The following is a 21,552-nucleotide window of genomic DNA, read 5'->3' on the forward strand; positions in this document are numbered from 1 at the left end:
ACACGAAAGCCCGGGCGGGCCGCCTTCTCGAAACAGGTGACTTATCACGGACAAGCGCGTGGAACGGTCCAATGACCGACTCGGACACCACAGTCACCCGGTTGTTCGGTGGACCGGGAAGCGGGAAGACGACCGCCTTGCTGGACCGCGTCGACGAGCTGCTGGAGCGCGAGGACGTGTCGATCCGCGACATCCTCGTCGTCTCCTACACCCGGGCGGCCGCCGCGGAGGTCCGCGAGCGCCTCGCGGAGCGCCGCGGCGTCTCCCCCCGAGCGCTGAAGGGGAACGTGGCGACGATGCACGCGAAAGCGTACGAACTGCTGGATCTCTCCCGCGGCGACGTCGTCGGCGAGGACGACAAACAGGAGTTCTGCGAGGAGTTCGGCATCGAGTTCGAAGACGAGTACAGCGGCGCGGGCCGGCGGACCGCCCGCTCGACCACCATCGGCAACAAGATCATCGCCACGAGCCAGTGGCTCCAGCGGACCCGCCGCGACGTCGCCGACTGGTACGACGTCCCCTTCCAGTGGAACGTCGAGGAGGTCCGACTTCCCCCCGAGGTCGACCCCAACGCCCAGGAGGGTAACAAGTACACGCCGACGTGGCCCTCCGACGACGACCGGATCGACGTGCCGGAGGTCATCCGGGCGTGGCGCGCCTACAAGGGCGAACACGGTCTGGTCGGCTTCGCGGACATGCTCGAACGGGTCAAACAGCGGTCGCTGGTCCCTCACGTCGACAACCTGGTGATCGACGAGTTCCAGGACATCACGACCCTGCAGTACGACGTCTACGAGGAGTGGAAACCGCACATGGACCGCGTGCTGGTCGCCGGCGACGACGACCAGGTGGTCTACGCGTGGCAGGGCGCTGACCCGAACCTGCTGCTGGACGCCGACCGCGACGAGGACGTGATCCTCCCGAACTCCTACCGGCTGCCCTCGCGGGTGCTCAGCGTGGTGAACCAGGAGATCCGTCACATCGACACCCGCCAGGAGAAGGACCTCCGGCCGCGGAAGGAGGGCGGCACCGTCGAGGGGATCGACTCCCCCTCGATGCTGGATCTCGCCCGCAACGTCCGCTACACCATCGAGAGCGGCGACGACGACGAGACCATTATGGTGTTGTTCCGGGCACGCTACCAGCTGTTCCGCTTTATCGACGAGTTCCTCCCGCTGGGGATGCCCTTTTCGGCGCTGACCGACCAGCGGATGTGGACCGACCGGCTGACACAGTACGTCCGCGCCGTGGAGGCCCTCGACGAGGGGACGGAACTCGACGGCCTCCAGGCCCGCCGGCTCGCGGATATGCTCCAAGAGTCGGCGTTCGGGACGAACGACCGCGACGAACTGTTCGACTACATCGACGAACTCGAAGGAGAGTCGAACGCCGACGACCTCACCGAACTGCGGGTCGACCCCGACACTATCGCGGAGTTCGCGCCGTTCGCACCCGACGCCGATTCCGCGGGCGATATGCTCCGGAAGGTCACGTCGTTCCAGCGCAACTCCGTGGAGGCGTACTTCGACGGCGACTATCGGAAAATGGACCCCGACCGCGTCCGGATCGGCACCATCCACTCCGCGAAGGGTCGGGAGGCCGACCACGTCTTCGTCGCCACCGACCTGACCGAGAAGGTGGTCGAACAGATGGCGGCGTCGGTCGACGATACCGAGGTGCCGGGCGTCGAGGAGTTCACCTCCAAGACCGATCCGGTCCCGATCCTCACCGACAACGAGCGGCGGGTGTTCTACGTCGGAATGTCGCGGGCCAGAGAGCGGCTCGTCCTCCTCGAAAATCTGGTGAGCGGCGCGCCGACCCTTCCGGTCAGCGTCCTCCTCCACAACGAGATCCGCGAGGAATCCGTCGAGGAGCTGCTGGACGCCGCCCAGGAGGCCGACGCGCCGGCGCCGGAGCCGGACGCGTAGCCGGCCGTGGCTTCCGAGCGGCCCGGCGATCCCAACGGGGACGCCGGTCGCGACCGAATCCTGACTCCGGAGCCACCGGGGATCGACTACGGCCCGGTCGACGCCGCGATCGACGACATCGGCGCCGCCGGCTTCGTCGCGGTCGGCGGCCGCTTCGATCCGGACCTCCGGTATCTGACCCGGTTCGAGGGCCCCGAACGCGGGTACGCGTTCGTCCGCGTTCCCGGCAGGAGCGTGTTGTGTGCGCCGGCCGGATGCGTCAGGGCGGCGGAAGCCGGGTTCGACGGCGAGGTCACGGTCGACCGCGTTGCCGACCCGGCGGGCGAACGCGCCGCCGCGATCCTCGACCGCGAACGCGGCGATGCGGCGCCGGGTGCCGTGGTCCTTGTGCCGCCGACGATCCCCCACGACGCCGCGGTCTACCTCGAATGGGCGGGCTACGAACTCCGGTCGACGACGGCGGTCGCCGAGGCACGCGTCGTCAAGTCGGACGGCGAGACCGACGCGATCGACGCCGTCCAGCGGGCGGCGACGGCGGGCGTCCGCGAGGCCGAGCGCCTACTTGCGGCGGCCGAGGTCGACGGCGACGAACTTCGGTCGGAGGGCCGCCCGGTCACCGCCGGCCGTCTCCGACGGGCGACGAACGCCGAACTCGCCCGGCGCGGCGTCACGGGCGGGGGCAACACCGTCGTCGCCGCAGGGGCGGGGACGGAAGCCGGCGGGATGAACGGGACTGACGGCCGGATCCGGGTTGACGACCCGGTCGTCGTCGCCGTCGCGCCGCGGGGGCCGTACGGGTACCACGGCTCCGTGACCCGAACGGTCGTCGTCGACAGCGACGGCGGGTGGGAACGCCGGGCGTACGTCGCGGTCGAATCCGCGCTCGACGCCGCGCTCGCCGAGGTCGAGGCCGGCGCCGTCGCGAGCGCGGTCGGCCGGGAGGCAGACGCCGAACTCGCGGCGTTCGGGTTCGATCCCGCGGCGGTGGCCGAGGAGGCAGCCGCGCCCGGCCACGGCGTCGGGCTCTCGCGGCGTGAGCGGCCGTTCCTCGACAGCGACGCGGAACTGAAACCGGGACACGTCGTGGCCGTCGAGCCGGGAGTGACGGAGCCCGATCGGGGAGAGGTCCGGCTGTCCGCCCTCGTTGTCGTGACGGCGGACGGTTACGACCGGCTGGGCGAGGGCGACCCGTCGTTCACGCCGCGACCCTGAGCGTTCGCGCCGGAACTACTCGGCGTCCTCGTCGTCGTCGGGCGTCACGACCGCCCGCCCCACGACCCCCTCGATGATCTTCATCGGGATCTCACCCGGGGTGGTGAGGTACTGCGGCAGCGCGACCATTGCGACCGCGACCGCGAGCAACCCGCCGCCCAGCAAGACGTCGCCCTCCGTGAGCCGGGTCAGCCCGAAGATGCCCACGGGTGCGGCGAAGATGACGGTCGCGGCCAGTTGGATCGTGCCGAGGATCCCGAGTCGCATCGTCCGCCGATCGGCGGCGACGGGGCAAAAGCGCCGCGGTCGGGGTAGTGGTTCGATCGAGTCGCCGCGACGGCTGTCGCCCGCCTACCGGTGGAGCGGGTCGGGCGCCGGCGGCATCGCCCGCTTGTGGGCGCTCCGCTCGTGGAGGTCGACCACGCGCTCGACGTGGCTCTCGTCGACGTTGAGCGCCCGGACCGTGGCGGCTTTCGAAAGCGGGCCGTCGACGTGGAGCGCGAGGATTGCGTCGAGGGTGTCGTAGTCCAGGCCCATCTCCGCCTCGTCGGTCTGGCCCGACCACATCTCCGCGGAGGGCGTCTTCGTCACCAGGTTCTCGGGCGCGCCGAGGTGGGCCGCAAGCTGGCGGACCTGCTGTTTGTAGAGGTTGCCGATGGGGTTGCAGTCGACCGCCTGGTCGCCGTACTTGGTGTAGTAGCCCGCCATCGCCTCCGCGCGGTTGCCGGTGCCGAGCACGACCCGGTTCTCGTGGTTGGCGACGAAGTAGTTCAGGACCGCGCGGGTCCGGACGTAGACGTTGCCCGCGGCCATCCGATCGTCGGCGGCCTCGGGGAACGCATCGAAGAACGCCTCCGCGATCGGCTGGATCTCCACGACGTCGTACTCGATGCCGAGCTCCTCGGCGACCCACTCGGCGTCGCTCATATTCTCCTCCGAGTTGGCGACGCTGGGCATCACCAGACCGTGGACGTTGCTGGGCCCCAGCGCCTCGACCGCGAGGTACGCCACGGTGGTGCTGTCGATCCCGCCGGAGAGTCCGATGACGGCGCCCTCCGCGCCCGCGTCGTCGACGACGTCCTCGATGAACGCTGCGAGATGGGCTGCGGTGGCGTCGAGTTCGGCGTCGGACAGCCGGAGATCGAGCGGTGCGTCGGACTGTAGGACCTGTTGATCCGTGCTCATCGTGTGTACGTACGGTTGCGTACACTAATACTCACCTGTGTCCGGAATTATCTGGACGAGCGTTCGGTTGTATCGCGGATCGGTGCCCGATCGACGGGGAACGGCGACCTGCGGTGGCCGCCGGCGCACCACGGCGAAGGACGGCCGCGTTTATGTCCGCCCGAGCGCAACCCACGGCACGATGCGGATCGTCATCTTCGGGGCCGGCAGCCTGGGAAGCCTGTTCGGTGCGCTGCTCGACGGCGCCCACGACGTGACGCTCGTGGGGCGGGATCCCCACATCTCCGCCGTCCGTGAGCACGGTCTCCGGGTGACCGGCGTCGACGACTTCGAGGCGTCGCCGGCGGCGACGACCGACGGGACGGAACTCGACTGCGACTTCGCGGTCGTGACGGTGAAAGCCTACGACACGGCCGGGGCCGCGCGGGACCTCGCCACCGGCGACGTCGGGGCGGCCGTGTCGCTGCAGAACGGCCTCGGCAACGAGGCGACGCTCGCGGCCGGGCTGGACTGTCCGGTCGTCGCCGGAACGACGAGCCACGGTGCGATGCTTTCGGAGCCGGGAGTCGTAGAGTGGACCGGCCGCGGGGACGTCGTCGTCGGAGCCTGGCGTGGCGACGGCGCGGCGGGTGAGGGCGGCGATGTCAGCCGGGAGGACGAACACGGAAGGGGGACCGCGGCCGACCCCGCCTCAGGGGTCGCCGCGGCGTTTCGGGCCGCGTCGATCGGGGCGGAAGTCGAGTCCGACATCGGGCGTCGGCTCTGGCGGAAGCTCGCGGTCAACGCCGCCATCAACCCCGTTTCCGCGCTCGCACGGATCCGGAACGGTCGGGTCTTCGAGGGCCCGACGGCCGAGTACGCCGCGCGGGCCGCAAGGGAGGCTGCCGACGTCGCCCGCGCCGAGGGTGTCGATCTCGACGCGGGGGCGGCGGTCGAGGCGGCGCAGACGGTGGCCCGTCGGACCGCCGACAACCGGTCGTCGATGTTCCAGGACGTCGCCGCCGGCCGCCGGACCGAGATCGACGCGGTCTCGGGGGTCGTCGCCGAGCGGGCCGACGAACACGGGGTCGACGCCCCGGTGAACGGGTTGCTGTGTGCGCTGCTCCGCGGGTGGGAAGCGGGGGAAGGGCTTCGATAGCGGACACAACCTATGGAGGATACGGCGACGACTCCGTCCTGTCGAGCAACGCCGACCGGTCCGATCTACGCGGGGACCGGAAGGGGCCGAGGGTGAGGGAGCTGCCGATGTCCGTTCAGTATTTCCGGGTCGTTCCCGTTCGATCGAAGCCAATTAGACCCGCTATCCGGCCTTTTATGCGCCGGCGCGTCCCACCTGTGGAGTATGCCGAGCGTCAGGGACATCGTCGGCCGCGACCCGGAAGCCGACCCGATCACGGTGTTGACGGCGTACGACACCCCGACGGCGCGGATCGTCGACGACGCCGGGATCGACGTCGTCCTCGTCGGGGACAGCATCGGCGACGCGGTCCTGGGACACGACTCCGCGCTTCCGGTGGCTCTCGACACGATCGCGACCCACACCGCGGCGGTCGCCCGCGGCGTCGACGACGCCCTCGTGGTCGCGGACTTGCCCTTCCTCAGCTACGGCGTGAGCGAACCGGAGAGCGTCCGCAACGCCGGGCGGATGCTGAAGGAGGCCGGCGCCGGCGCGGTCAAACTCGAAAGCGGCCCCCACACCGTTGATTTGACCCGCCGGCTGGTCGAACTCGGGGTCCCGGTGCAGGCGCACCTCGGGCTGACTCCCCAGCACATCAACCGCGTGGGGCTGCAGCGGCAGGGCACCGACGAGGAGGCCGCCGCGGAGATCCTCGACCTCGCGGCGGCCCACGAGGAGGCGGGCGCCTTTTCGCTGATCTTAGAACACATCCCCGCCAACCTCGCAGCGATCGTGACCGAGGAACTCGACATCCCCACCATCGGGATCGGCGCGGGCCCCGAGACCGACGGCCAGGTGCTTGTCGTCAACGACGCCGTGGGACTCTCCGAGCGCGCGCCACCGTTCGCGACGGCGTTCGGCGACGTCCGCGGGGAGATGATCGAGGCCGTCGAAGCGTATCGGGACGCGGTCACGACGGGAACGTTCCCGGGTGAGGAAGAGACGTATGTCGAAGAGGGACTGGAGTTGGATAACTGAGACCGGGAGGCGGACGACCGGTCCCGGCTCGGGGTGGGAGCGGCGGCTCGTCGCCGACTCCGAACGTTTTATACTCACACGACGACCTTGCCCGAGTGTAGCCGCGAGCGCGCCAGTGGTCCAGTGGTAGGACAGTGGCTTCCCAAGCCACTAGCCCGGGTTCAATTCCCGGCTGGCGCATCCCTATCCTTTCGCCGTCCTGCGGTTTTGGCCTGTGACGAGCCAACGATGACGCCACAATGCTGCGCCACAGGAATTCAGACGAACCGACGACCCCGACGCTATCGGGCGATTAGCGCTGTTGCCGCGCCACCCCGATTCGCACGAACGAAGGGGATACAGACCAGCCGAACACAGTCACATCCCCCGCGCGAGGTGACCGGGCGATGAGCGACCTCGATGAGGTGTCCCTCGTGTTGTCGCCCACGGACCGGTGTACCTCAATCTCAGGCAACTGCAGGATTACCGTGCCGAGCGCGAAGCCTGTATCCGGTGGCTGCTCACGTCCGGGAAGGATCCAGGACAGGAATCGGCGGCGAGAATGCGCGTCTACTGTTGGGGTTGATACCCAACGATAAGGCTTAACGCCTTTGCGTTCGCATCTCAACACAGGAGAATAATGCCTGCGACGGTCTTGTACCGGGACGAAGGCGAGAAACCGGATGGGAGCCGGTACGAGATGGTCGCGTGGCAAGTCCCGGTGAGCGAGGACTACCCGCAGGGATTGAAGTACAGCTTCCAGTATATGGACGCTGACGGCGACACGCTCCTGCGGTACGACAACTCGCCGTATCACCTGGATGTCGGTCGACACCACCGACATCCGCCCGAGGGTGAGATCACGAAGCTGGAGTTCGCGGGGCTCTCCGACCTGATCGACGACTTCCAAAACGAGGTGACCGAAATCTATGAGCAACGAACCGACTGACACCGAACCCACACACGACGAGTTCACCCCCGACCCGAGCGAGGTCGAGTACCCATCGACGCTGCGTATCACGTCACTCCCAGCGGAGCAGGCCCAAGCGGCGGCGGTCAAGCGCGCCGAGCAGTGGGAGCAAGGCGAGGAAGTCCCGCACGTCGTCAACTTCGAAGATCGGGCACGGCTTCGACAGCTGCTCACTGACCGGCGGATGGAGCTCCTCGAAACGGTGATGGAACAGCCGCCGGAGAGCATCCGGGCGCTGGCCGGTCGCCTCGATCGTGACGTGCACGACGTTCACGACGATCTTCACCTGTTGGCCGAGTACGACATCATCCACTTCGAAGAGGATGGTCGCACGAAGAAGCCGTACGTCCCGTACGACACGGTCCGGATTGAGGTCGAGTTCGGCCTGCCGCGTGGCGAGGAGTCAGAGTCGGCCGCATCCGCGTAGTCCCTGTTTGGAAGCTCGATCGCTTCGCTTCAACCCTTCAGGGTAAGCCCCGAAATCCCAGGTTCTTGCTGCTCTAAATCCCGGCCTCGTCAAAACCGTCGTTAATCACCGACTCGCTGGGAACATTCTGGCTCTGAAACCAGCTACAGCCTTCATCCGAATCGCTAGTGTCCAAGCGCCACGCTCCCGGGTTTTATAAGTAAAGCCCCGCAAATCACGGCTGTAACAGGCCAAAATCCGGGATATGGCGCAGGGATTCGGGGGTGGTGCCGAATCCTGTCGTTCGGACGGAACGGGCTTCCCAAGCCACTAGCCCGGGTTCAATTCCCGGCTGGCGCACTCTCTGCGGTCGTTTGCCAGCCGACCTCACGCTCGTTGCACTCGCGTGACTCCCGGCTGGCGCAGTTTCTGCCGAGCGAAGCGAGGCGAAAATCGCGACGAGGGAATTGAACCAGGAGCGGCAGCGACCGTGGTTCAGTTCCCGGCTGGCGCACTCCCTGCGGTCGTTTGCCAGCCGACCTCACGCTCGTTGCACTCGCGTGACTCCCGGTCGGCGCAGTTTCTGCCGAGCGAAGCGAGGCGAAAATCGCGACGAGGGAATCGAATCAGGGAGCGGCAGCGACCGTCTCGACACGGGAGGCCGAGCCGCCAGCCGGATCGTCGCAGCCGAATCCGCCCGACGGGGCGCAAGCCAGCGACGGTCATCATTCGATCAGTACACCGAAGTACGCCGGCGCTGAACTGCCCTCACGGTACAAGAGGACCCAATTCGTGCAACGATTCCTCCGGTTTCTCGTCGGTGTCGCCGTCGGGGCGCTCGTTCTGGGCGGCTATCTTTACACGGTCGGCGTCGGAACCGTCATAGATCGGTTGGCCGTCGTCGGCCCCCGGGTGGTCGCGGTCGTGTTCGTCCTCGTTGTGCTTGAGGGCGTGGCGGATGCGATCGGGGTGTGGGCGTCGATCAAGCCGCTGGGCGAGGGGCTTTCGGGTCCGGACAGCGTCCGGTTCGCGCTCGCGGGCGACTTCTTCGACGTGCTCAGTCCGGCGGGTCCGGTCAGTTCGGAACCGATTATGGCCCGCTTTTTCAGCGTCGCGACCGGGGCAGGGTACTCCGACGCGCTCGGCGTCCGCTCGACCGCGAAGTACGTCAAGTCGGGAACACAAGTGGGCTGTTCCGGCCTCGTCGGCCTGTTCGTGCTGGCTGGCTCCCCGGAGGTGACGCGGATCCTGCTCACGCTGGGCGTGTCGGCCGTCGGGCTGGTGGCACTCGGCGGCGCGTTGCTCAGGTCCCGGCGGGTACTCTCGACGGGGCTCGTTGCGGGACTCACGCCGGTCGTCGGACGCGTGTCCGGGCTCTATCGTGACGAGTCGTACGGCCGTGCGGCGGTCGTCGACGCCGTCAGTCGGTACTGGGAGCGCATCGTGGCCTTCCGCGAGACGCCGGGGTTGGTGGCCCTCATCGCCGCCGGCGGACTCCTCGAACAGGCGTTGACCGCGGCCGCGCTCTGGGTCGCCCTCTCCGGGGTCGGAGTCGGGGGCGCGTTCCTCCCGATTCTCGTCGTCGTTCCCCTCCCGCAGGTCGCGAGTGTCGTGCCCATCCCGGGGAGCCTCGGGGCGTACGACCTCCTGTTAGGTGGGGCCTTGGTCGCCGTCACCGGCGCCCCCGTCGCCGGGGCGACGGCGGCGGTCCTGCTCGTTCGGACCCTCGCGCTCCCGTTCGGCACGGTCGCCGGCGGGATCTGCGTCGCCTCGTTGCGCGGGTGGCGGCCGACCGCCGGGTGAACACCTCTGAAGGGGTCTCGGTCGGCCGCCGTCCGTCGGCGTACCCCGGATCTCCAGCAGAAACGGTGCCCTGATCGGTATTGTGGGCTATATAGATCGGCTCCGGCGGCGCTGCCCGGATCGAGTTCACGGCGTCGGTCCGCCGGCCCGCTTTCGGGTCGCCTCGGCACCCGGGACGGAGTCGTCGCTTACTGGCGGTTCTCACGGCGTCGCGCCGACGCGACTACGACAGGTCGTAGACGGCAACGTCGCCACCGCAGTTCGGACACCCCTCGGCGTCCCTCGTGAGATTCGTCCCGCAGTCACGACACTCGACGTGTGTGCGCTCGTCGGTCGCTGAACCGCCGCCGCCGGTTATCAGGATCGGGAGGACGTCACGAACTCCCATCACTTCGTATGGTAGGCGTTGTCACATATAAGCGTCACGCCTGTTGCGACGTCCACGCGGGGCCACCGTCGGAGGCTCCGGGGGGGCCACACGGCGGGATGTCCACGTTACCAGCGCCGGAGGATCCCCAGCAGCCGGTAGTCGTGATCCGGGGTGTACCGCCGGAACAGGAGGCTGTTCGTCAGCACCGACACCGACGACAGCGCCATTGCACCCGCCGCGAGGATGGGCTGCAGCAGCCCGAGCGACGCCAGCGGGATCATCGCCGTATTGTACCCCAGCGCCCAGAACAGGTTCTGCTTGATCTTCGAGAGGGTGCCCGCCGAGATCCGGATCGCCTTCACCACGTCCGTCGGATCGTCGCGCATCAGCGTCACGTCCGCGGCCTCGATGGCGACGTCGGTGCCCGAGCCCAGCGCCGTCCCGACCGAGGCCGTCGCGAGCGCCGGCGCGTCGTTGACGCCGTCGCCGACCATCATCGCCGCTGTCCCCTCGGCCTGGATCGACTCGATCACGGCGGCCTTGTCGTCGGGCAACACCTCCGCGCGGACGTTGTCGGGGTCGATCCCGACCTCGTCGGCGACCGCGCGGGCGGTCCGTTCGTTGTCCCCCGTGAGCAGGTGGACGTCGAGGCCGCGCTCGCGGAGGTCGCGGACCGCGTCGGCGGCGGTGGGCTTGACCGTGTCCGCGTCGGCGACGACGCCGACGACCGCGCCCGCGTCGCTCCCGGCCCCGTCCGGGGCGTCACGCGGGATCCGCCCGACGAGCATCGCGGTCTTGCCCTCCGATTCCAGCCGCCGCAGTTCCTCCTCGGCGGGCGCGGTGTCGATGCCGGCGTCGTCGAGCAGCCGGCGGTTGCCGACGAGGACGGTCGCGCCCTCGACCGTCGCGCGGACGCCCTGCCCGGGGACGTTCTCGAAGTCCGTCGCCTCGGGGACGTCGATGCCGCGCGCTTCGGCGCCCGCGACGACGGCGCGACCGAGGGGGTGTTCGCTGTTCCGCTCGGCCGCCGCGGCCAAGCGGAGGACCTCGGCCTCGGCATCCGGACCGGCTTCGGGCTCGCCACCGGACGCCGAACCGTCGTCGTCGCGGAGTCGGCCGCCGTCCGGCGCGCGCTCGATGGCGACGACGTCCGTCAGCGACATCTCGCCTTCGGTGAGCGTGCCCGTCTTGTCGAAGACGACCGCGTCGACGTCGCGGACGCGTTCGAGGACGTCGCCGCCTTTGAACACCACGCCGTTGTTCGCCCCGATCGAGGTGCCGACCATCGTCGCCGCGGGGGTGGCGAGCCCGAGCGCACAGGGACACGCGATCAGGACCGCGGAGGCGAACACCAGCACGGCGAACTCGACCGCCGAGACCGTCCCACCCGCCGCGGCGGGGCCGCCGACGATGACCGCCCACACCGGGAGCGCCGCCACGAACCCCGCGAGCGCGGCGGGCGCGAGCAGCCAGGCGCTCGCCCACAGCAGCGCGTTTGCGATCACCGCGGGCACGAAGTACGCCGAGATCCGGTCGGCGACGGTCTGGATCTCGGGCTGGCGGGACTGTGCCTCCTTCACCGTCCGGACGATCTGCTGGATCGCGGTGTCTGCGCCGACCTTCGTGGCCTCGACGACGAGGACGCCGTTCCGGTTCACCGTCGAGCCCACCACCTCGTCGCCCGCCGTCTTCGAGACCGGCACGGACTCGCCGGTCACCATCGACTCGTCGACCGCGGACTCGCCGTCGACGACGACGCCGTCGGTCGGGATCTTCTCGCCCGGCCGGACCTTCATCCGGTCGCCGACCGCGACCTCCTCGACCGGGACCTCCCGTTCCGCCCCGTCCGCGTCGACCAGCGTGGCGGTGTCGGCCTCCATCTCCAAAAGCGACCGGAGCGCGTCCGACGCCTGGCCCTTCGAGCGGGCTTCGAGGTAGTTGCCGAGTGTGATGAACACGAGGATCAGGGCGGCGGTGTCGAAGTACAGCCCCGCGCCGGGGAGGATCCCGACCAGGGCGACGACGGAGTAAAGGTACGCCGTCGTCGACCCCAGCGCGATCAGCACGTCCATGTTCGCGGTCCGGTTCCGGACTACGGCCGTGTAGCTGTTCTCGTAGAACTCCCGGCCGAGCACGACCTGCACGGGCGTTGCGAGCGCGAACGCGACCCACCCGAACGGGACCCGAGTTCCGGGGATCGTCGCCGGGACCGCGCCGGGCGCGAACAGGTGGAGCGCAAGCATCGCAACCAGCGGCGTCGAGAGTGCGGCGCCGAACAGGGTGAGTCGCTTCTGCCGTCTGATCTCGTCGTTCCGGGCCACGTCGCGGGCGTCGTCACCGTCACCAGCACCGGCGTCGCCGCCGTCATCCCCGGTCTCCCGGACGGGCGTGTAGCCCGCCGCCTCGATCGCGTCGTAGAGCTCCTCGATCGAGACCTCACCGGGGACGTACTCCACCTGCGCCTCGTCGGTCGCGAAATTCACGTTCGCGCGGATTACGCCCGGCGTCGACTCCAGGGTCGACTGGTTCGTCGCCGCGCAGTCGGCACACGTCATATCGGTGATGCCGACGGTGACGCTCTCGGCAACCGGGTCGTAGCCCGCCGACTCGATCGCGCCGTACACGTCCGCCAGCGACGTTCGCTCCGGGTCGAAGGTCACCGTCGCCTCGTCGGTCGCGACGTTGACCGACGCGGCCTCGACGCCGTCGAGCGATTCGATGGCGTCCTGTACCGTCCCCGCGCAGTTCGCGCAGGTCATCCCCCCGACGTCGAGGTGGATCGTCCGTGTACTCATTGTACGCCAGTGTAGGAGTCCCACTCTTACCTCGATTGTCCCTTTCGAAGCAGTCCTCGCGGGGGATCGAAACCTTCGAACGAAAAGTGGGGGTCCGGCTCGAAGCCTCACCCGGCACCGGCTTCGAGTTCCTCGTAGCGCTCGCGGAACTGTGCCAGACACGACGGACAGCAGAAGTGGTACTGCTCGCCGTCGAACCGTTCGCTTCGCCCCTCACTGGTGACGGTGTTGCCGCACTCCGCACACGACAGCGCGAACTCCGCGCCCCCGAGCGAGGGGGTCCACTCCGCGTCGCTGACGACCGTCACCTCGTAGTCGTCGACCAGAGAGAGGTCGACGAGCCGGCCGAGCTGCTCGCGGACCGCGTCGGCGCGGAACCGCGCGTGGAAGACGACGTCGCCCTCGGCGGTCACGAACGCGTGTTCGACGGCGTCAGCGGCCACGACCGCCTCGCGGACCTCGCTTACGACGTCGGCGGGGAGCGCAAGCGTCACCAGCACTGGCACGCCGGCCCGGAGCTGCGAGCGGTCGAGGTCGACGGTGAACCGGCGGATCACGCCGGACTCGCGGAGCCGATCGATACGGGCGGAGACCGCCGGCGGCGAGAGGTCGACCTCCGCAGCGATGTCGCTATAGGGGCGTCGCGCGTCCGCGACGAGGAGTTCGAGGATACGGACGTCGGTCTCGTCGAGCGTGGACATACCGGCCGTTCGATCCGGAGGCTAAAAACCGCTGCCCACGACAGTTTGGATTCGAAAGTTTGCGGACTCATCAGCCACAGCTTTCGAAGGCTTGCCGCCGCCGACCGTCAGTCCTCGTCGGCCTGGGCGGCCTCGACCGTGTCAGCGTGTGAGTTGAGTGCGTCCGCCAGCGTCCGCGCTTGGTCGGCCGACAGCGTCGCCTCGTCGGCGTGGGCGGGAACCGAATCGAGGTGGCTGTTGTCGATCTCCAGTTGGAACTTCACGTGGTCGGGGTTCTCCCGCGGGGAGGTGACGTTCAACACCGCCACGCCCGACTCCTCGAAGTCGTGGCCGCGGGCGGTGGCGTCGACGAGATCGAGCGTGGTGTAGGCGTTCACCTTGAGCAGTCGGTTCGGCATTGGCGTATTGTGACGTGTCGGTGGGAAGTCGGTGTCGGTAGTCGGATCGGACGCGCGGAACGCGAACCCCGCCGGCGACCTCAGTCGTCGGCGGGGGCGGGCGGACTCGCGTCCAGCCCGTCGTCGTCGGCGTAGGGGTACCACGTCATCTTGGTGTTGTGCATCATCGGGTCCTCGTAGTCGGTCTCCTCGGGGTCGACGAGGTCGTCGAGTTCCTCGTCGTCGTGGCGGGCGACGAACTCGCGGAAGCCCTCTCCCTCGGCCCGCCGCTCGGCGAACCCCTCTATCAGGTTCGCGAGCGCGCCGGGAACCTCGTCGACCGGGACCCGCTGGGTGACCCACCGCGCGAACTGCGGGTCGTCGCCGAGGCCGCCGCCGAGGCCGACATCGAGCGCTTCGACGGCCTCGCCGTTCTTCCGCGTCTTCATACCGCGGAGACTCACGTCGGCGATCTGCGGCTGGGCACACGACGCCGTACACCCCGAAAGGTGGATGTGGAACTCCTCGACGTCGTCGGGGAGGGCGACGTTCTCCTTCAGCCACCGGGCGTAGCGGACCTGACGGTTCTTCGTCTCGACGATCGAGAGCGAACAGAACTCCGTGCCGGTACACGCGATCGACCCGCGCATGAACGGCGAGGGCTCCGGGGAGTAATGCTCCAACAGCGGCTCCGCGAGGAACTCGTCGAGTTCGGAATCGGGGATATCCGTCACGATGACGTTCTGGCGCTGGGAGAGCCTGACCTCCCCGGAGCCGTACTCGTCGGCGAGGTCGGCGAGTTCGAGGACGTCCTCGGCGCCCATCCGGCCGACCAGGACGTTCAGGCCGACGAAGTTTTTACCGTCCTTCTGGTCGTGGACGCCGACGAGGTCGTTGCGCTCGCCGCCGCCGGTGTTGTAGGTGTACTCCTCGCGGACGTCCCGGCCCGCGGTGTGAAGCTCGAAGTCGACGTAGTCGTCCTGCAGGGTCTCCCTGACCGCGTCGGCACCCCACTCGTCGACGAGGAACTTGATCCGGGCGTTGTACCGGTCCTCGCGGTCGCCGTGGTCGCGGAACAGCGCCGAGAGGCCGCCGGCGACGTCGGAGACGCGGTCGGGGGAGACCCACACGTCGATGTCGCGGGCGAACCGCGGCTCGTTGCGGGCGAGGCCGCCGCCGACGCGGACGTTGAAGCCGACGACGTCCTCGCCGTCGCCGGACTCCGTCCGGCTGCCCGTCGAGGTCCCCTCGACGCTGTCGATCTCCTTGTACGCCGGCTCGAAGGCGAGGTCGTTGATGTCGCCCTGGCCGGAGCCGTCGGCGGAGCCGGTCACCGACACCTTCCACTTCCGGGGGAGGTTCGAGTGGTCGTCGTTGCCTTTGAACTCCTCGTTGAGGCTGCGGATGACGGGCCAGGCGTCGATGACTTCCTGTCCGTCCTTGCCCGCCACGGGGTTGCCGACGATGTTCCGCCAGGAGTCGCCGCAGGCCTGCTGGGTCGAGAGGCCGTGTTCCTCCAGTTTCTCGAAGACCGCGGGCACGTCGGAGAGTTCGATCCAGTGAAGTTGGATCGACTGCCGCGTGGTGAAGTCCGCGTAGGAGTCGCCGAAGATCGGGTTCACGCCGGGACCGCGGGCGTACTCGTCGGCGATCTCGCCCACGACGCGGAGCTGGCCGGGTTCGAGTACCCCGTTCGGGGTCCCGATCCGCATCATGAAGTATCCCTCCTGGCCGTTCCGCTGATGGTACAGCCCCCACCATTTGAAGCGCTCGAACCACGCGTCCTGCTCGTCGTCGGGGATCGAGTCGTAGCCTTCCTCCGCAAACTCGAAGAGATGTTCGCGGATCTCGTTCCCGTAGACCTCCGACTTCCAGTTTTCCACGTCCGTTGGCATCGTTGTCGGGTACACACCCTCCACCCTCAAAGAAGGGCGTATGGCGTCAACCCTCCCCGCTGCTCCCGCTAACCGGACCTTCTTTCCGGTTCCTCGGCGGCAGCCCTGTCGGGGGTGCTTCCCCGCACGCTGAGGACGCCTTCGCGGTCGATGTGGACGAACTCGCCGTCGACGATCCGGCCGACCGGAACCCACTCGACCGTCGATTTCGTGCCGCAGGCGATGCACTGGCCGTAGACGCGGGCCGTCACGGTCCGGCCGTCGACCCCCACGTCGAGGAAGTTCTCGACGACCAGATCCGCGAGGGCACACTCACAGAAGTCCGGCGCGTCGAGCCGCCAGAGTTCGCTCACGCTCACCCGGCGCGTATCGTCCACAGAGAGCCACGCGCCGTCGTCGAGCACGCGGAGGCGGGTCGTCATACCCTCCGGTACGGGCCCGAGGCCCTCGGCTCTGACGGCGTCCGCAAGCCGCGACGGCGTCGGCGACACGCGGGAGCCGTGTGATCAGGCCGTCGTGGTGCGGTTTTCCGGGGATAGCGGCGTCCGCGGTGCCGGCGGTTCGTTCCGGTATCCGGGAGTAGTGGTTCGATTTACTCCGGGGACGACTCTTAAGCGGGACCGGTCCCAGTATCGGTGTGATGACAGACTCGGCTTCGACGCGCGACGTGCTCGCAAGGGATTCGGGAGCGCGGCGGCAGCACGCCCCGGCTGACGTGGCCCCGGAACTGTACGGCGCAGCGGACGACGCGGGCGCGGATCCGCAATGAACACCAGGATGGACGGCGAACCGAACGACGAGGGGACGGACGCGACCGAGGAGCCGGCGACGGCCGACGAGCCGGCGGACGCGGACTCGACCGGCGACGACACCGAGGTCGACGACGCCGCCCACCTCGACAGTCTTCCGGACGGCGCGGGGTGTACCGAGGTCTGGGAGTACCTTTCGGAGAGCCGCGGCGACGAGTAGTCCGAGTTCGCCGTGCGCACGATGCGCAAGCGGGAGGAGGTTTTTACTCGCCGCCCGGTTACGTACGCTTGAATGGCCGACGACGACGCCGCCGACTATCCCGACCGATTCCCAGTCGACCGTGAGCAGCCCGTCGGCGAGCCCGTCGTCCGTGCGGATCCGGCAGTCACCGGCGAGCACGCCGAGCGCGCCGTCGGCTTCGATCCCGACGACCACGAGAGCGTCGTCGAGGCCGCGGACACCGTCCGCGCGTTCTCGGAGAACACCGTCGGGGGCGCGGACAACGTCTATATGCTCCGCGGCGCGGCGGCCTGTGCCGCCCTGGTCCGGGGCGTCGGCTCGTACAAGGAGGCGGTCGAGCGTGCCGGCGGCGACGTGTCGGTCTCGTTCGTCCGGAAGTGGGCGCGCGTTCACGACCTCCCGCAGGCGATCCGCCGGCACGTCGCCCGCGGGGACATCGCGCCCACCGCGGCGAAGCACATCGCACGGGTCTCCGGGGTCGACCGCTACGACCTGGCGTGGGCGGTGGTGGACGCCGACCTCACGGTCCGGCAGGTCCGGCGGCTCGCCGGCGCGGTCGACGGACAGACCTCCGCGGCGGCGGCGCTGCGCGCCGAGGGGATCGAACCCGGCGGGATCGAACTCTCCCTGCCGCTGGAGATCTACCGCGAACTCCGGCGCCGCGCCTCGATCGAGAACAGGGAGCCCGACGAGATGGTCGCCGAGGCGCTGGAGGCGTATCTCGTGGAATGAGGCGCGGACGGAGAGTAAACGCTTATGAACGACGCCAGGTTAGTGACGGGTGTGGGCCGGTAGCTCAGTTCGGGAGAGCGTCTGGCTTTTAACCAGACGGTCGGGGGTTCAAGTCCCTCCCGGCCCGTGAGCCGTCTCCGAACGAAGTGAGGAGCGGCGAAACTACCCGGGGGGCTTGAACCAGGGAGCGAACGGAGTGAGCGACCGTGGTTCACGTCCCTCCCGGCCCGTAAGAACCCGACGAGCGAAGCGAGTCGCGGGCCACAGTACGTCGGAGGGCTCGAACCAGGGAGCGAGCGACGACTGCGCCGTCTCTCTGGACCCGCTTGCACCCGAACGACAGCCGCACCGATCCGTCGCGACTCCGGGCGACGTCAGTCGTCACACGGGAACGGCGACTCGGCGGGTCCCGCCGGATCCGTCCCGCGTCGCCGGCGTCCGGACTGCCGGAGCCGACAGACCTCCCGCCGGATGGCGTCGCGCTCGACCAGCGCGAACCCGACGAAGACTACGGCGAACCCGGCAGCGGTCACGGCGGACACGCCGGCCCCGAGCAACATCCACCCGAGCACGGCGGCAACGACCGGAACCGCGTAGGACACCAGGTTCGTTCGGACCGGACCGATCCGCTCGATCAACTCGAACCGGATCGCGTACGCGACCGCAGTCGAAGGCACCCCGACGACCAGCAGACTCGCGAGGGTCGGGAGGCTCACACCGACCACGGCCGTCGGTGACTCGCCGGCGAGGGCGCTTGCCCCGTGGAGAGCAACGGCACCGACGGCCGTCGCCCACGCGGTCAGCGGGAGGCTTCCCATCCGCGGCTGTACCCGCTTGAGCAGCACGCTCCCGATCGCGACGGCCGCCGCCGCTCCCAGGATGAGCCCCTGCCCGACGGTCCCGGCGCTCGTAAGCGTGGCTGGCGACGGCCGGAGGATGACGACGACGCCGGCCAGCGCGACGCCGATCCCGAGCGCGCCGACCCCCGACAGCCGGTCACCGAGGAGCCACCACGCGAAGACGGGTGCGAGAACCGGGTTCAGCCCGTACATCATCGACGCCATCGCCGCCGTGGTCGATCCCTGTCCCACGAACAGCAGCGCGTTGTTCAGCGCGATCAGGAACACGCCGGCGACACCGATCCCGAGCAGGTCGCCCCGGGTTCGCGGCAGCCACGCCGACCGGGACCGCGCGGCAACGACGTAGCTCACCAGCACGACGGCAGCAACGTCGAACCGGAGGCTGGCGAAGAGAAGCGGCGGGAGTTCCCGAAGGCCCGTCTCGATTGCGACGAACGAACACCCGAATAGTATTGCAACCGACACGAACAACGCGGCGTTTCGATATCGTGCGAGGGACGGGGCCTGGCCGATATATGTACGTATCTGGATAGGTATACTCAGCGTAACCACCGGCTCGATATCGTTTCAGTCATACTGGGCTTTACGCGTTTCAGAGGGAAGAATACGGCGGTATAGGCAGTGCCACGGGACGGACTATCACGGGAGGAAAACGCCGCAAGACTCCGATATATGTTGATATTTCGTTAAAAATTATGCAGTCGCGGTCGGCCGATCGCGACCGTTACGAGCGGGAAATATATTGTATGTAATACAAAACCACGCGGGTTGTTCGACGCGGACCTATCCGGTCGGCCAACGAGTCACGAAGCAGTTACCCTACCGTTTCGAGCGGCCGGACTCGCGTGTCACCGTCGGGGGGTCCGGACGGTGAGCAGTGCGGGCTTCCTCGCCCGGGTTCGGCCCTGTTCCGGCGTCTGCCTCGCCGGGCGTCACTCCGTGGTCGCCGCGGCATCGCCGCGCATCGAGCCGTGTACCGTACAGATGTAGTAGTCCAGTTCGGCGGCGAGGTCCTCGGTCATCGTGAACGCGAGGGTGTCGCCGTCGTCGCGCCACGCGACAGCCTCACTACCCTCGTAGGTCCCGTCGGCATCCTGTGAGAGCAGCGGGGTATCGTCCGTGCGCCGGAGCGCGAACGGGTGGGCGCTCCACCCGTCGTTTTCTACCACGTATCGCCTCCCGACGGTGAAGGTCATCGTCGGATTCCGCTCGTCCGTCGGCGCGACCGCCCTGCTCCCGTCTGCGACGACGACCCAGGCGCTGATCCCCTCGTTGTCGATCGTGAGGGGGACCTCCTCGGGCGGCGCCGGCGTCGGGGTCGCCGTCGGCGTGGGCGTCCGAGTCGGGGTCGGGGTCGCCGTCGGCGTAGGAGTCTCGGTCGATGTTGCGGTGTCGGTCGGTGTCGCGGTGTCGGTGGGCGTCGGGGTGGCGGTGTCGGTCGCCGACTCCGTCGCCGTCGACCCCGCGTCGCTCCCGGCACAGCCGGCGAGAACGGCCACGAGCGTCGTCGCCGCGGCGCGGAGCGCGGCCCGTCGGTTATGCGCCATCGCTATTCCGACTCCGATCGATCCTTGTAGTCCGGTTGTGGGTGCATACGTCATACGCTACGGCTCCGGACGGATGACCGTCACGCCGGTCGGGTGCGTCCTCACGGCCTACTCTAAGGTCCCGTTCAGCACCTTCGCGGCGACCAACACCGGATCCCACACCGGGCTGAACGGCGGGGCGTAGCCGAGGTCCTGCCGCTCCAGTTCCGCGACCGTCAGCTCCCCGCCGAGGGCGGTCGCGACCGTGTCGATCCGGACCGCCGCCCGGTCCGCGCCGACGATGCTCCCGCCGAGGAGGCGACCGGTGTCGCGGTCGGCAGTCAGCGTGACCGTCGTCTCGGCCGCGCCGGGGTAGTAGCCCGACCGCGACCCCGCGGTGACGGTCTCGGAAACGGGGTCGAACCCCGCCTCGCGGGCCCGGTCGTGGTCGATGAGTCCGGTCCGACCGCACTCCAGATCGAACGCCTTCACCATCGCGGTGCCCGCGACCCGCCCGACCGGCGTCGGGTCGCCGCCGACCGTCGACCCGATCGCCCGGCCGGCGCGGTTCGCCGGGAGCCCCAGCGGGTTCCAGGTCGGCTCGCCGGTGACGGTGTGGTGCATCTCCGCGACGTCGCCCGCGGCGTAGACGCGCTCCGCGGAGGTGCGGCCGTACTCGTCGGTGGCGACCGCCCCCGACTCGCCGAGTTCGACCGGTGTCCCCACAAGGAGGTCGGTGTTCGGCCGGATCCCGATCCCGACGAGGGCGGCGTCGACTGGCAGTTCCGCGCCGCTCGCAGGGACCACGCGGTCGACGTGGCCCGCGTCGCCGTCGAGTCGATCCACTTCCTCGCCGAAGTGGAGCGTCACCCCCGATTCCCGGAGGTGCTCGGTCACCGCGTCGCCGACAGCGTCGCCGAAGCCCGGCACCGGGCGCTCGGAGCGCTGGAACAGGTGGACATCGAGGTCCCACGCGGCGAACGCCTCCGCCATCTCGACGCCGACGTAGCCCGCGCCGACGATCGCGACGGTTTCGGGCGGGTGCATCGCGCCGTACCGCTCGGCAACCGCCTCGTCGAGGGCGTCGCCGCCGCCCAGGTCCGCGACCGCGAACTCGTCGGGCGGCGTCAGGTACGACCGGATCGCGGCGGCGTGATCCAGCCCGTGGAGGGTGAAGACGCCGTCGAGCGACGACCCCTCGATCGGCGCCGAGACGGCGCGGGCGCCGGTCGCGACAAGCAGGTCGCCGTACGGCTGCTCGATCGTCTCCCCGTCACGCTCGACAGTGACGGTCCGGGCGTCGGTGTCGACAGCGACGACCTCGTGGTCGCGGCGGAGGTCGATCCCCCGCTCGGCCGCCTCCGCGGGCGACAGCGACAGGAGATCGGTGAGGTGCTCGACCTCGCCTTTCACGAAGTACGGCGTGCCGCAGTGGGCGTAGGAGACCCACGAGCCCTTCTCGAGGACGATCACGTCGCGGTCGGGGTCGGTGCGGAGACATTTGCTCGCGGCCGAGAGGCCGGCGGCGTCGCCGCCGATGGCCACGAATGGATCGGGCATAGCCGCATCTCCGACCGCACGGGGTAGATAGTTTTCGACGGCGTGAACGACGGATGCACGACCGCGGGGGGCAGCCGTCGCTGCGAGGGTTCATATCCGATACCGGGA

General features: G+C 69.0%; 21 protein-coding genes and 2 tRNA genes. 12 read left to right on the plus strand and 11 right to left on the minus strand.

All coding sequences use genetic code 11. From position 1 onward, the window contains the following. Positions 1 to 71 precede the first annotated feature (71 nt). Entirely contained in the window at positions 72 to 1,928 is a 1,857-nt protein-coding gene (locus tag H5V44_RS10825) for a UvrD-helicase domain-containing protein (RefSeq protein ID WP_185193123.1), read from the plus strand. A 6-nt stretch (positions 1,929 to 1,934) separates the two neighbouring features. Continuing rightward, positions 1,935 to 3,140: a M24 family metallopeptidase gene (locus tag H5V44_RS10830; protein WP_343067720.1), complete on the plus strand. Its 1,206-nt coding sequence runs from the start codon at positions 1,935 to 1,937 to the stop codon at positions 3,138 to 3,140. A 15-nt stretch (positions 3,141 to 3,155) separates the two neighbouring features. On the opposite strand, the gene H5V44_RS10835 is transcribed toward H5V44_RS10830, so the two are convergent. Next, positions 3,156 to 3,407, minus strand: coding sequence for a DUF7533 family protein (locus tag H5V44_RS10835; RefSeq protein ID WP_185193124.1), 252 nt, complete (start codon positions 3,405 to 3,407; stop codon positions 3,156 to 3,158). Between the two features lie 84 nt (positions 3,408 to 3,491). Beyond that, positions 3,492 to 4,325 carry an NAD+ synthase gene (locus H5V44_RS10840; RefSeq protein ID WP_185193125.1) on the minus strand — a complete coding sequence of 278 codons (834 nt, stop codon included), beginning with the start codon at positions 4,323 to 4,325 and terminating at the stop codon, positions 3,492 to 3,494. A gap of 181 nt (positions 4,326 to 4,506) precedes the next feature. On the opposite strand from H5V44_RS10840, the gene H5V44_RS10845 reads away from it, so the two are divergent. From H5V44_RS10845 to H5V44_RS10870, 6 genes are all read left to right on the plus strand, one after another. Then, entirely contained in the window at positions 4,507 to 5,463 is a 957-nt protein-coding gene (locus tag H5V44_RS10845; RefSeq protein ID WP_185193126.1) for a ketopantoate reductase family protein, read from the plus strand. Positions 5,464 to 5,667: 204 nt separating this feature from the next. After that, positions 5,668 to 6,480: a 3-methyl-2-oxobutanoate hydroxymethyltransferase gene (panB, locus tag H5V44_RS10850; RefSeq protein WP_185193127.1), complete on the plus strand. Its 813-nt coding sequence runs from the start codon at positions 5,668 to 5,670 to the stop codon at positions 6,478 to 6,480. 109 nt (positions 6,481 to 6,589) lie between these two features. Next, positions 6,590 to 6,660: transfer RNA gene (locus tag H5V44_RS10855), tRNA-Gly, on the plus strand. Positions 6,661 to 7,099: 439 nt separating this feature from the next. Then, positions 7,100 to 7,408, plus strand: coding sequence for a toxin-antitoxin system TumE family protein (locus H5V44_RS10860; RefSeq protein WP_185193128.1), 309 nt, complete (start codon positions 7,100 to 7,102; stop codon positions 7,406 to 7,408). Next, complete coding sequence (locus tag H5V44_RS10865; protein WP_185193129.1) at positions 7,389 to 7,856, plus strand: HVO_A0114 family putative DNA-binding protein; 468 nt, start codon at positions 7,389 to 7,391, stop codon at positions 7,854 to 7,856. Before H5V44_RS10860 ends, H5V44_RS10865 begins: the two co-directional genes overlap by 20 nt. Positions 7,857 to 8,627: 771 nt before the next feature. Next, a complete protein-coding gene (locus H5V44_RS10870) occupies positions 8,628 to 9,638 on the plus strand; it encodes a lysylphosphatidylglycerol synthase domain-containing protein (protein WP_185193130.1) in 1,011 nt (336 codons plus the stop codon). Between the two features lie 223 nt (positions 9,639 to 9,861). Here the strand turns inward: H5V44_RS10870 and H5V44_RS10875 are convergent, their stop codons facing one another. The 6 genes from H5V44_RS10875 to H5V44_RS10900 form a co-directional block, all read right to left on the minus strand. Then, positions 9,862 to 10,026, minus strand: a complete 165-nt coding sequence (locus H5V44_RS10875; RefSeq protein ID WP_185193131.1) for a hypothetical protein — start codon at positions 10,024 to 10,026, stop codon at positions 9,862 to 9,864. Between the two features lie 107 nt (positions 10,027 to 10,133). Then, positions 10,134 to 12,803, minus strand: coding sequence for a heavy metal translocating P-type ATPase (locus H5V44_RS10880; protein WP_185193132.1), 2,670 nt, complete (start codon positions 12,801 to 12,803; stop codon positions 10,134 to 10,136). Between the two features lie 107 nt (positions 12,804 to 12,910). Then, a complete protein-coding gene (locus H5V44_RS10885; protein WP_185193133.1) occupies positions 12,911 to 13,504 on the minus strand; it encodes an AsnC family transcriptional regulator in 594 nt (197 codons plus the stop codon). A 107-nt stretch (positions 13,505 to 13,611) separates the two neighbouring features. Further along, entirely contained in the window at positions 13,612 to 13,902 is a 291-nt protein-coding gene (locus H5V44_RS10890; protein ID WP_185193134.1) for a DUF6360 family protein, read from the minus strand. 80 nt (positions 13,903 to 13,982) lie between these two features. After that, positions 13,983 to 15,776, minus strand: a complete 1,794-nt coding sequence (locus tag H5V44_RS10895) for a nitrite/sulfite reductase (protein ID WP_185193135.1) — start codon at positions 15,774 to 15,776, stop codon at positions 13,983 to 13,985. Between the two features lie 68 nt (positions 15,777 to 15,844). Next, a complete protein-coding gene (locus H5V44_RS10900) occupies positions 15,845 to 16,198 on the minus strand; it encodes a hypothetical protein (protein ID WP_185193136.1) in 354 nt (117 codons plus the stop codon). Positions 16,199 to 16,416: 218 nt separating this feature from the next. Here H5V44_RS10900 and H5V44_RS17860 point away from each other — a divergent pair, with 218 nt between their 5' ends. The 4 genes from H5V44_RS17860 (at position 16,417) to H5V44_RS10915 (ending at position 17,625) form a co-directional block, all read left to right on the plus strand. Next, positions 16,417 to 16,545 (plus strand): hypothetical protein, encoded by a 129-nt coding sequence (locus H5V44_RS17860; protein ID WP_281381259.1) that lies wholly within the window; start codon positions 16,417 to 16,419, stop codon positions 16,543 to 16,545. Then, positions 16,542 to 16,745: a hypothetical protein gene (locus H5V44_RS10905; RefSeq protein WP_246403909.1), complete on the plus strand. Its 204-nt coding sequence runs from the start codon at positions 16,542 to 16,544 to the stop codon at positions 16,743 to 16,745. The genes H5V44_RS17860 and H5V44_RS10905 overlap by 4 nt, the downstream gene beginning before the upstream one ends. A gap of 72 nt (positions 16,746 to 16,817) precedes the next feature. Continuing rightward, complete coding sequence (locus H5V44_RS10910; RefSeq protein WP_185193137.1) at positions 16,818 to 17,498, plus strand: DUF7119 family protein; 681 nt, start codon at positions 16,818 to 16,820, stop codon at positions 17,496 to 17,498. Positions 17,499 to 17,551: 53 nt separating this feature from the next. Then, positions 17,552 to 17,625, plus strand: a tRNA-Lys gene (locus H5V44_RS10915). Positions 17,626 to 17,872: 247 nt separating this feature from the next. On the opposite strand, the gene H5V44_RS10920 is transcribed toward H5V44_RS10915, so the two are convergent. The 3 genes from H5V44_RS10920 to H5V44_RS10930 form a co-directional block, all read right to left on the minus strand. After that, complete coding sequence (locus tag H5V44_RS10920; RefSeq protein WP_343067721.1) at positions 17,873 to 18,823, minus strand: DMT family transporter; 951 nt, start codon at positions 18,821 to 18,823, stop codon at positions 17,873 to 17,875. A 467-nt stretch (positions 18,824 to 19,290) separates the two neighbouring features. After that, on the minus strand, positions 19,291 to 19,905 hold the full coding sequence (locus H5V44_RS10925; RefSeq protein ID WP_185193138.1) for a hypothetical protein: 615 nt from the start codon (positions 19,903 to 19,905) through the stop codon (positions 19,291 to 19,293). A gap of 108 nt (positions 19,906 to 20,013) precedes the next feature. Continuing rightward, positions 20,014 to 21,444 carry an FAD-dependent oxidoreductase gene (locus H5V44_RS10930; protein WP_185193139.1) on the minus strand — a complete coding sequence of 477 codons (1,431 nt, stop codon included), beginning with the start codon at positions 21,442 to 21,444 and terminating at the stop codon, positions 20,014 to 20,016. Positions 21,445 to 21,552: the final 108 nt, after the last annotated feature.

It is taken from the genome of Halobellus ruber (assembly GCF_014212355.1).
In the GTDB taxonomy this organism is placed as follows: domain Archaea; phylum Halobacteriota; class Halobacteria; order Halobacteriales; family Haloferacaceae; genus Haloquadratum; species Haloquadratum rubrum.

Coding starts and splice junctions, on each gene's coding strand:
- H5V44_RS10905 (WP_246403909.1), top strand. CDS start 16,542: ATGAACACCAGGATGGACGGCGAACCGAACGACGAGGGGACGGACGCG.
- H5V44_RS10835 (WP_185193124.1), bottom strand. CDS start 3,407: ATGCGACTCGGGATCCTCGGCACGATCCAACTGGCCGCGACCGTCATC.
- H5V44_RS10925 (WP_185193138.1), bottom strand. CDS start 19,905: ATGGCGCATAACCGACGGGCCGCGCTCCGCGCCGCGGCGACGACGCTC.
- H5V44_RS10825 (WP_185193123.1), top strand. CDS start 72: ATGACCGACTCGGACACCACAGTCACCCGGTTGTTCGGTGGACCGGGA.
- H5V44_RS10910 (WP_185193137.1), top strand. CDS start 16,818: ATGGCCGACGACGACGCCGCCGACTATCCCGACCGATTCCCAGTCGAC.
- H5V44_RS10880 (WP_185193132.1), bottom strand. CDS start 12,803: ATGAGTACACGGACGATCCACCTCGACGTCGGGGGGATGACCTGCGCG.
- panB (WP_185193127.1), top strand. CDS start 5,668: ATGCCGAGCGTCAGGGACATCGTCGGCCGCGACCCGGAAGCCGACCCG.
- H5V44_RS10930 (WP_185193139.1), bottom strand. CDS start 21,444: ATGCCCGATCCATTCGTGGCCATCGGCGGCGACGCCGCCGGCCTCTCG.
- H5V44_RS10860 (WP_185193128.1), top strand. CDS start 7,100: ATGCCTGCGACGGTCTTGTACCGGGACGAAGGCGAGAAACCGGATGGG.
- H5V44_RS10875 (WP_185193131.1), bottom strand. CDS start 10,026: ATGGGAGTTCGTGACGTCCTCCCGATCCTGATAACCGGCGGCGGCGGT.
- H5V44_RS10890 (WP_185193134.1), bottom strand. CDS start 13,902: ATGCCGAACCGACTGCTCAAGGTGAACGCCTACACCACGCTCGATCTC.
- H5V44_RS10895 (WP_185193135.1), bottom strand. CDS start 15,776: ATGCCAACGGACGTGGAAAACTGGAAGTCGGAGGTCTACGGGAACGAG.
- H5V44_RS10840 (WP_185193125.1), bottom strand. CDS start 4,325: ATGAGCACGGATCAACAGGTCCTACAGTCCGACGCACCGCTCGATCTC.
- H5V44_RS10885 (WP_185193133.1), bottom strand. CDS start 13,504: ATGTCCACGCTCGACGAGACCGACGTCCGTATCCTCGAACTCCTCGTC.
- H5V44_RS17860 (WP_281381259.1), top strand. CDS start 16,417: ATGACAGACTCGGCTTCGACGCGCGACGTGCTCGCAAGGGATTCGGGA.
- H5V44_RS10845 (WP_185193126.1), top strand. CDS start 4,507: ATGCGGATCGTCATCTTCGGGGCCGGCAGCCTGGGAAGCCTGTTCGGT.
- H5V44_RS10865 (WP_185193129.1), top strand. CDS start 7,389: ATGAGCAACGAACCGACTGACACCGAACCCACACACGACGAGTTCACC.
- H5V44_RS10900 (WP_185193136.1), bottom strand. CDS start 16,198: ATGACGACCCGCCTCCGCGTGCTCGACGACGGCGCGTGGCTCTCTGTG.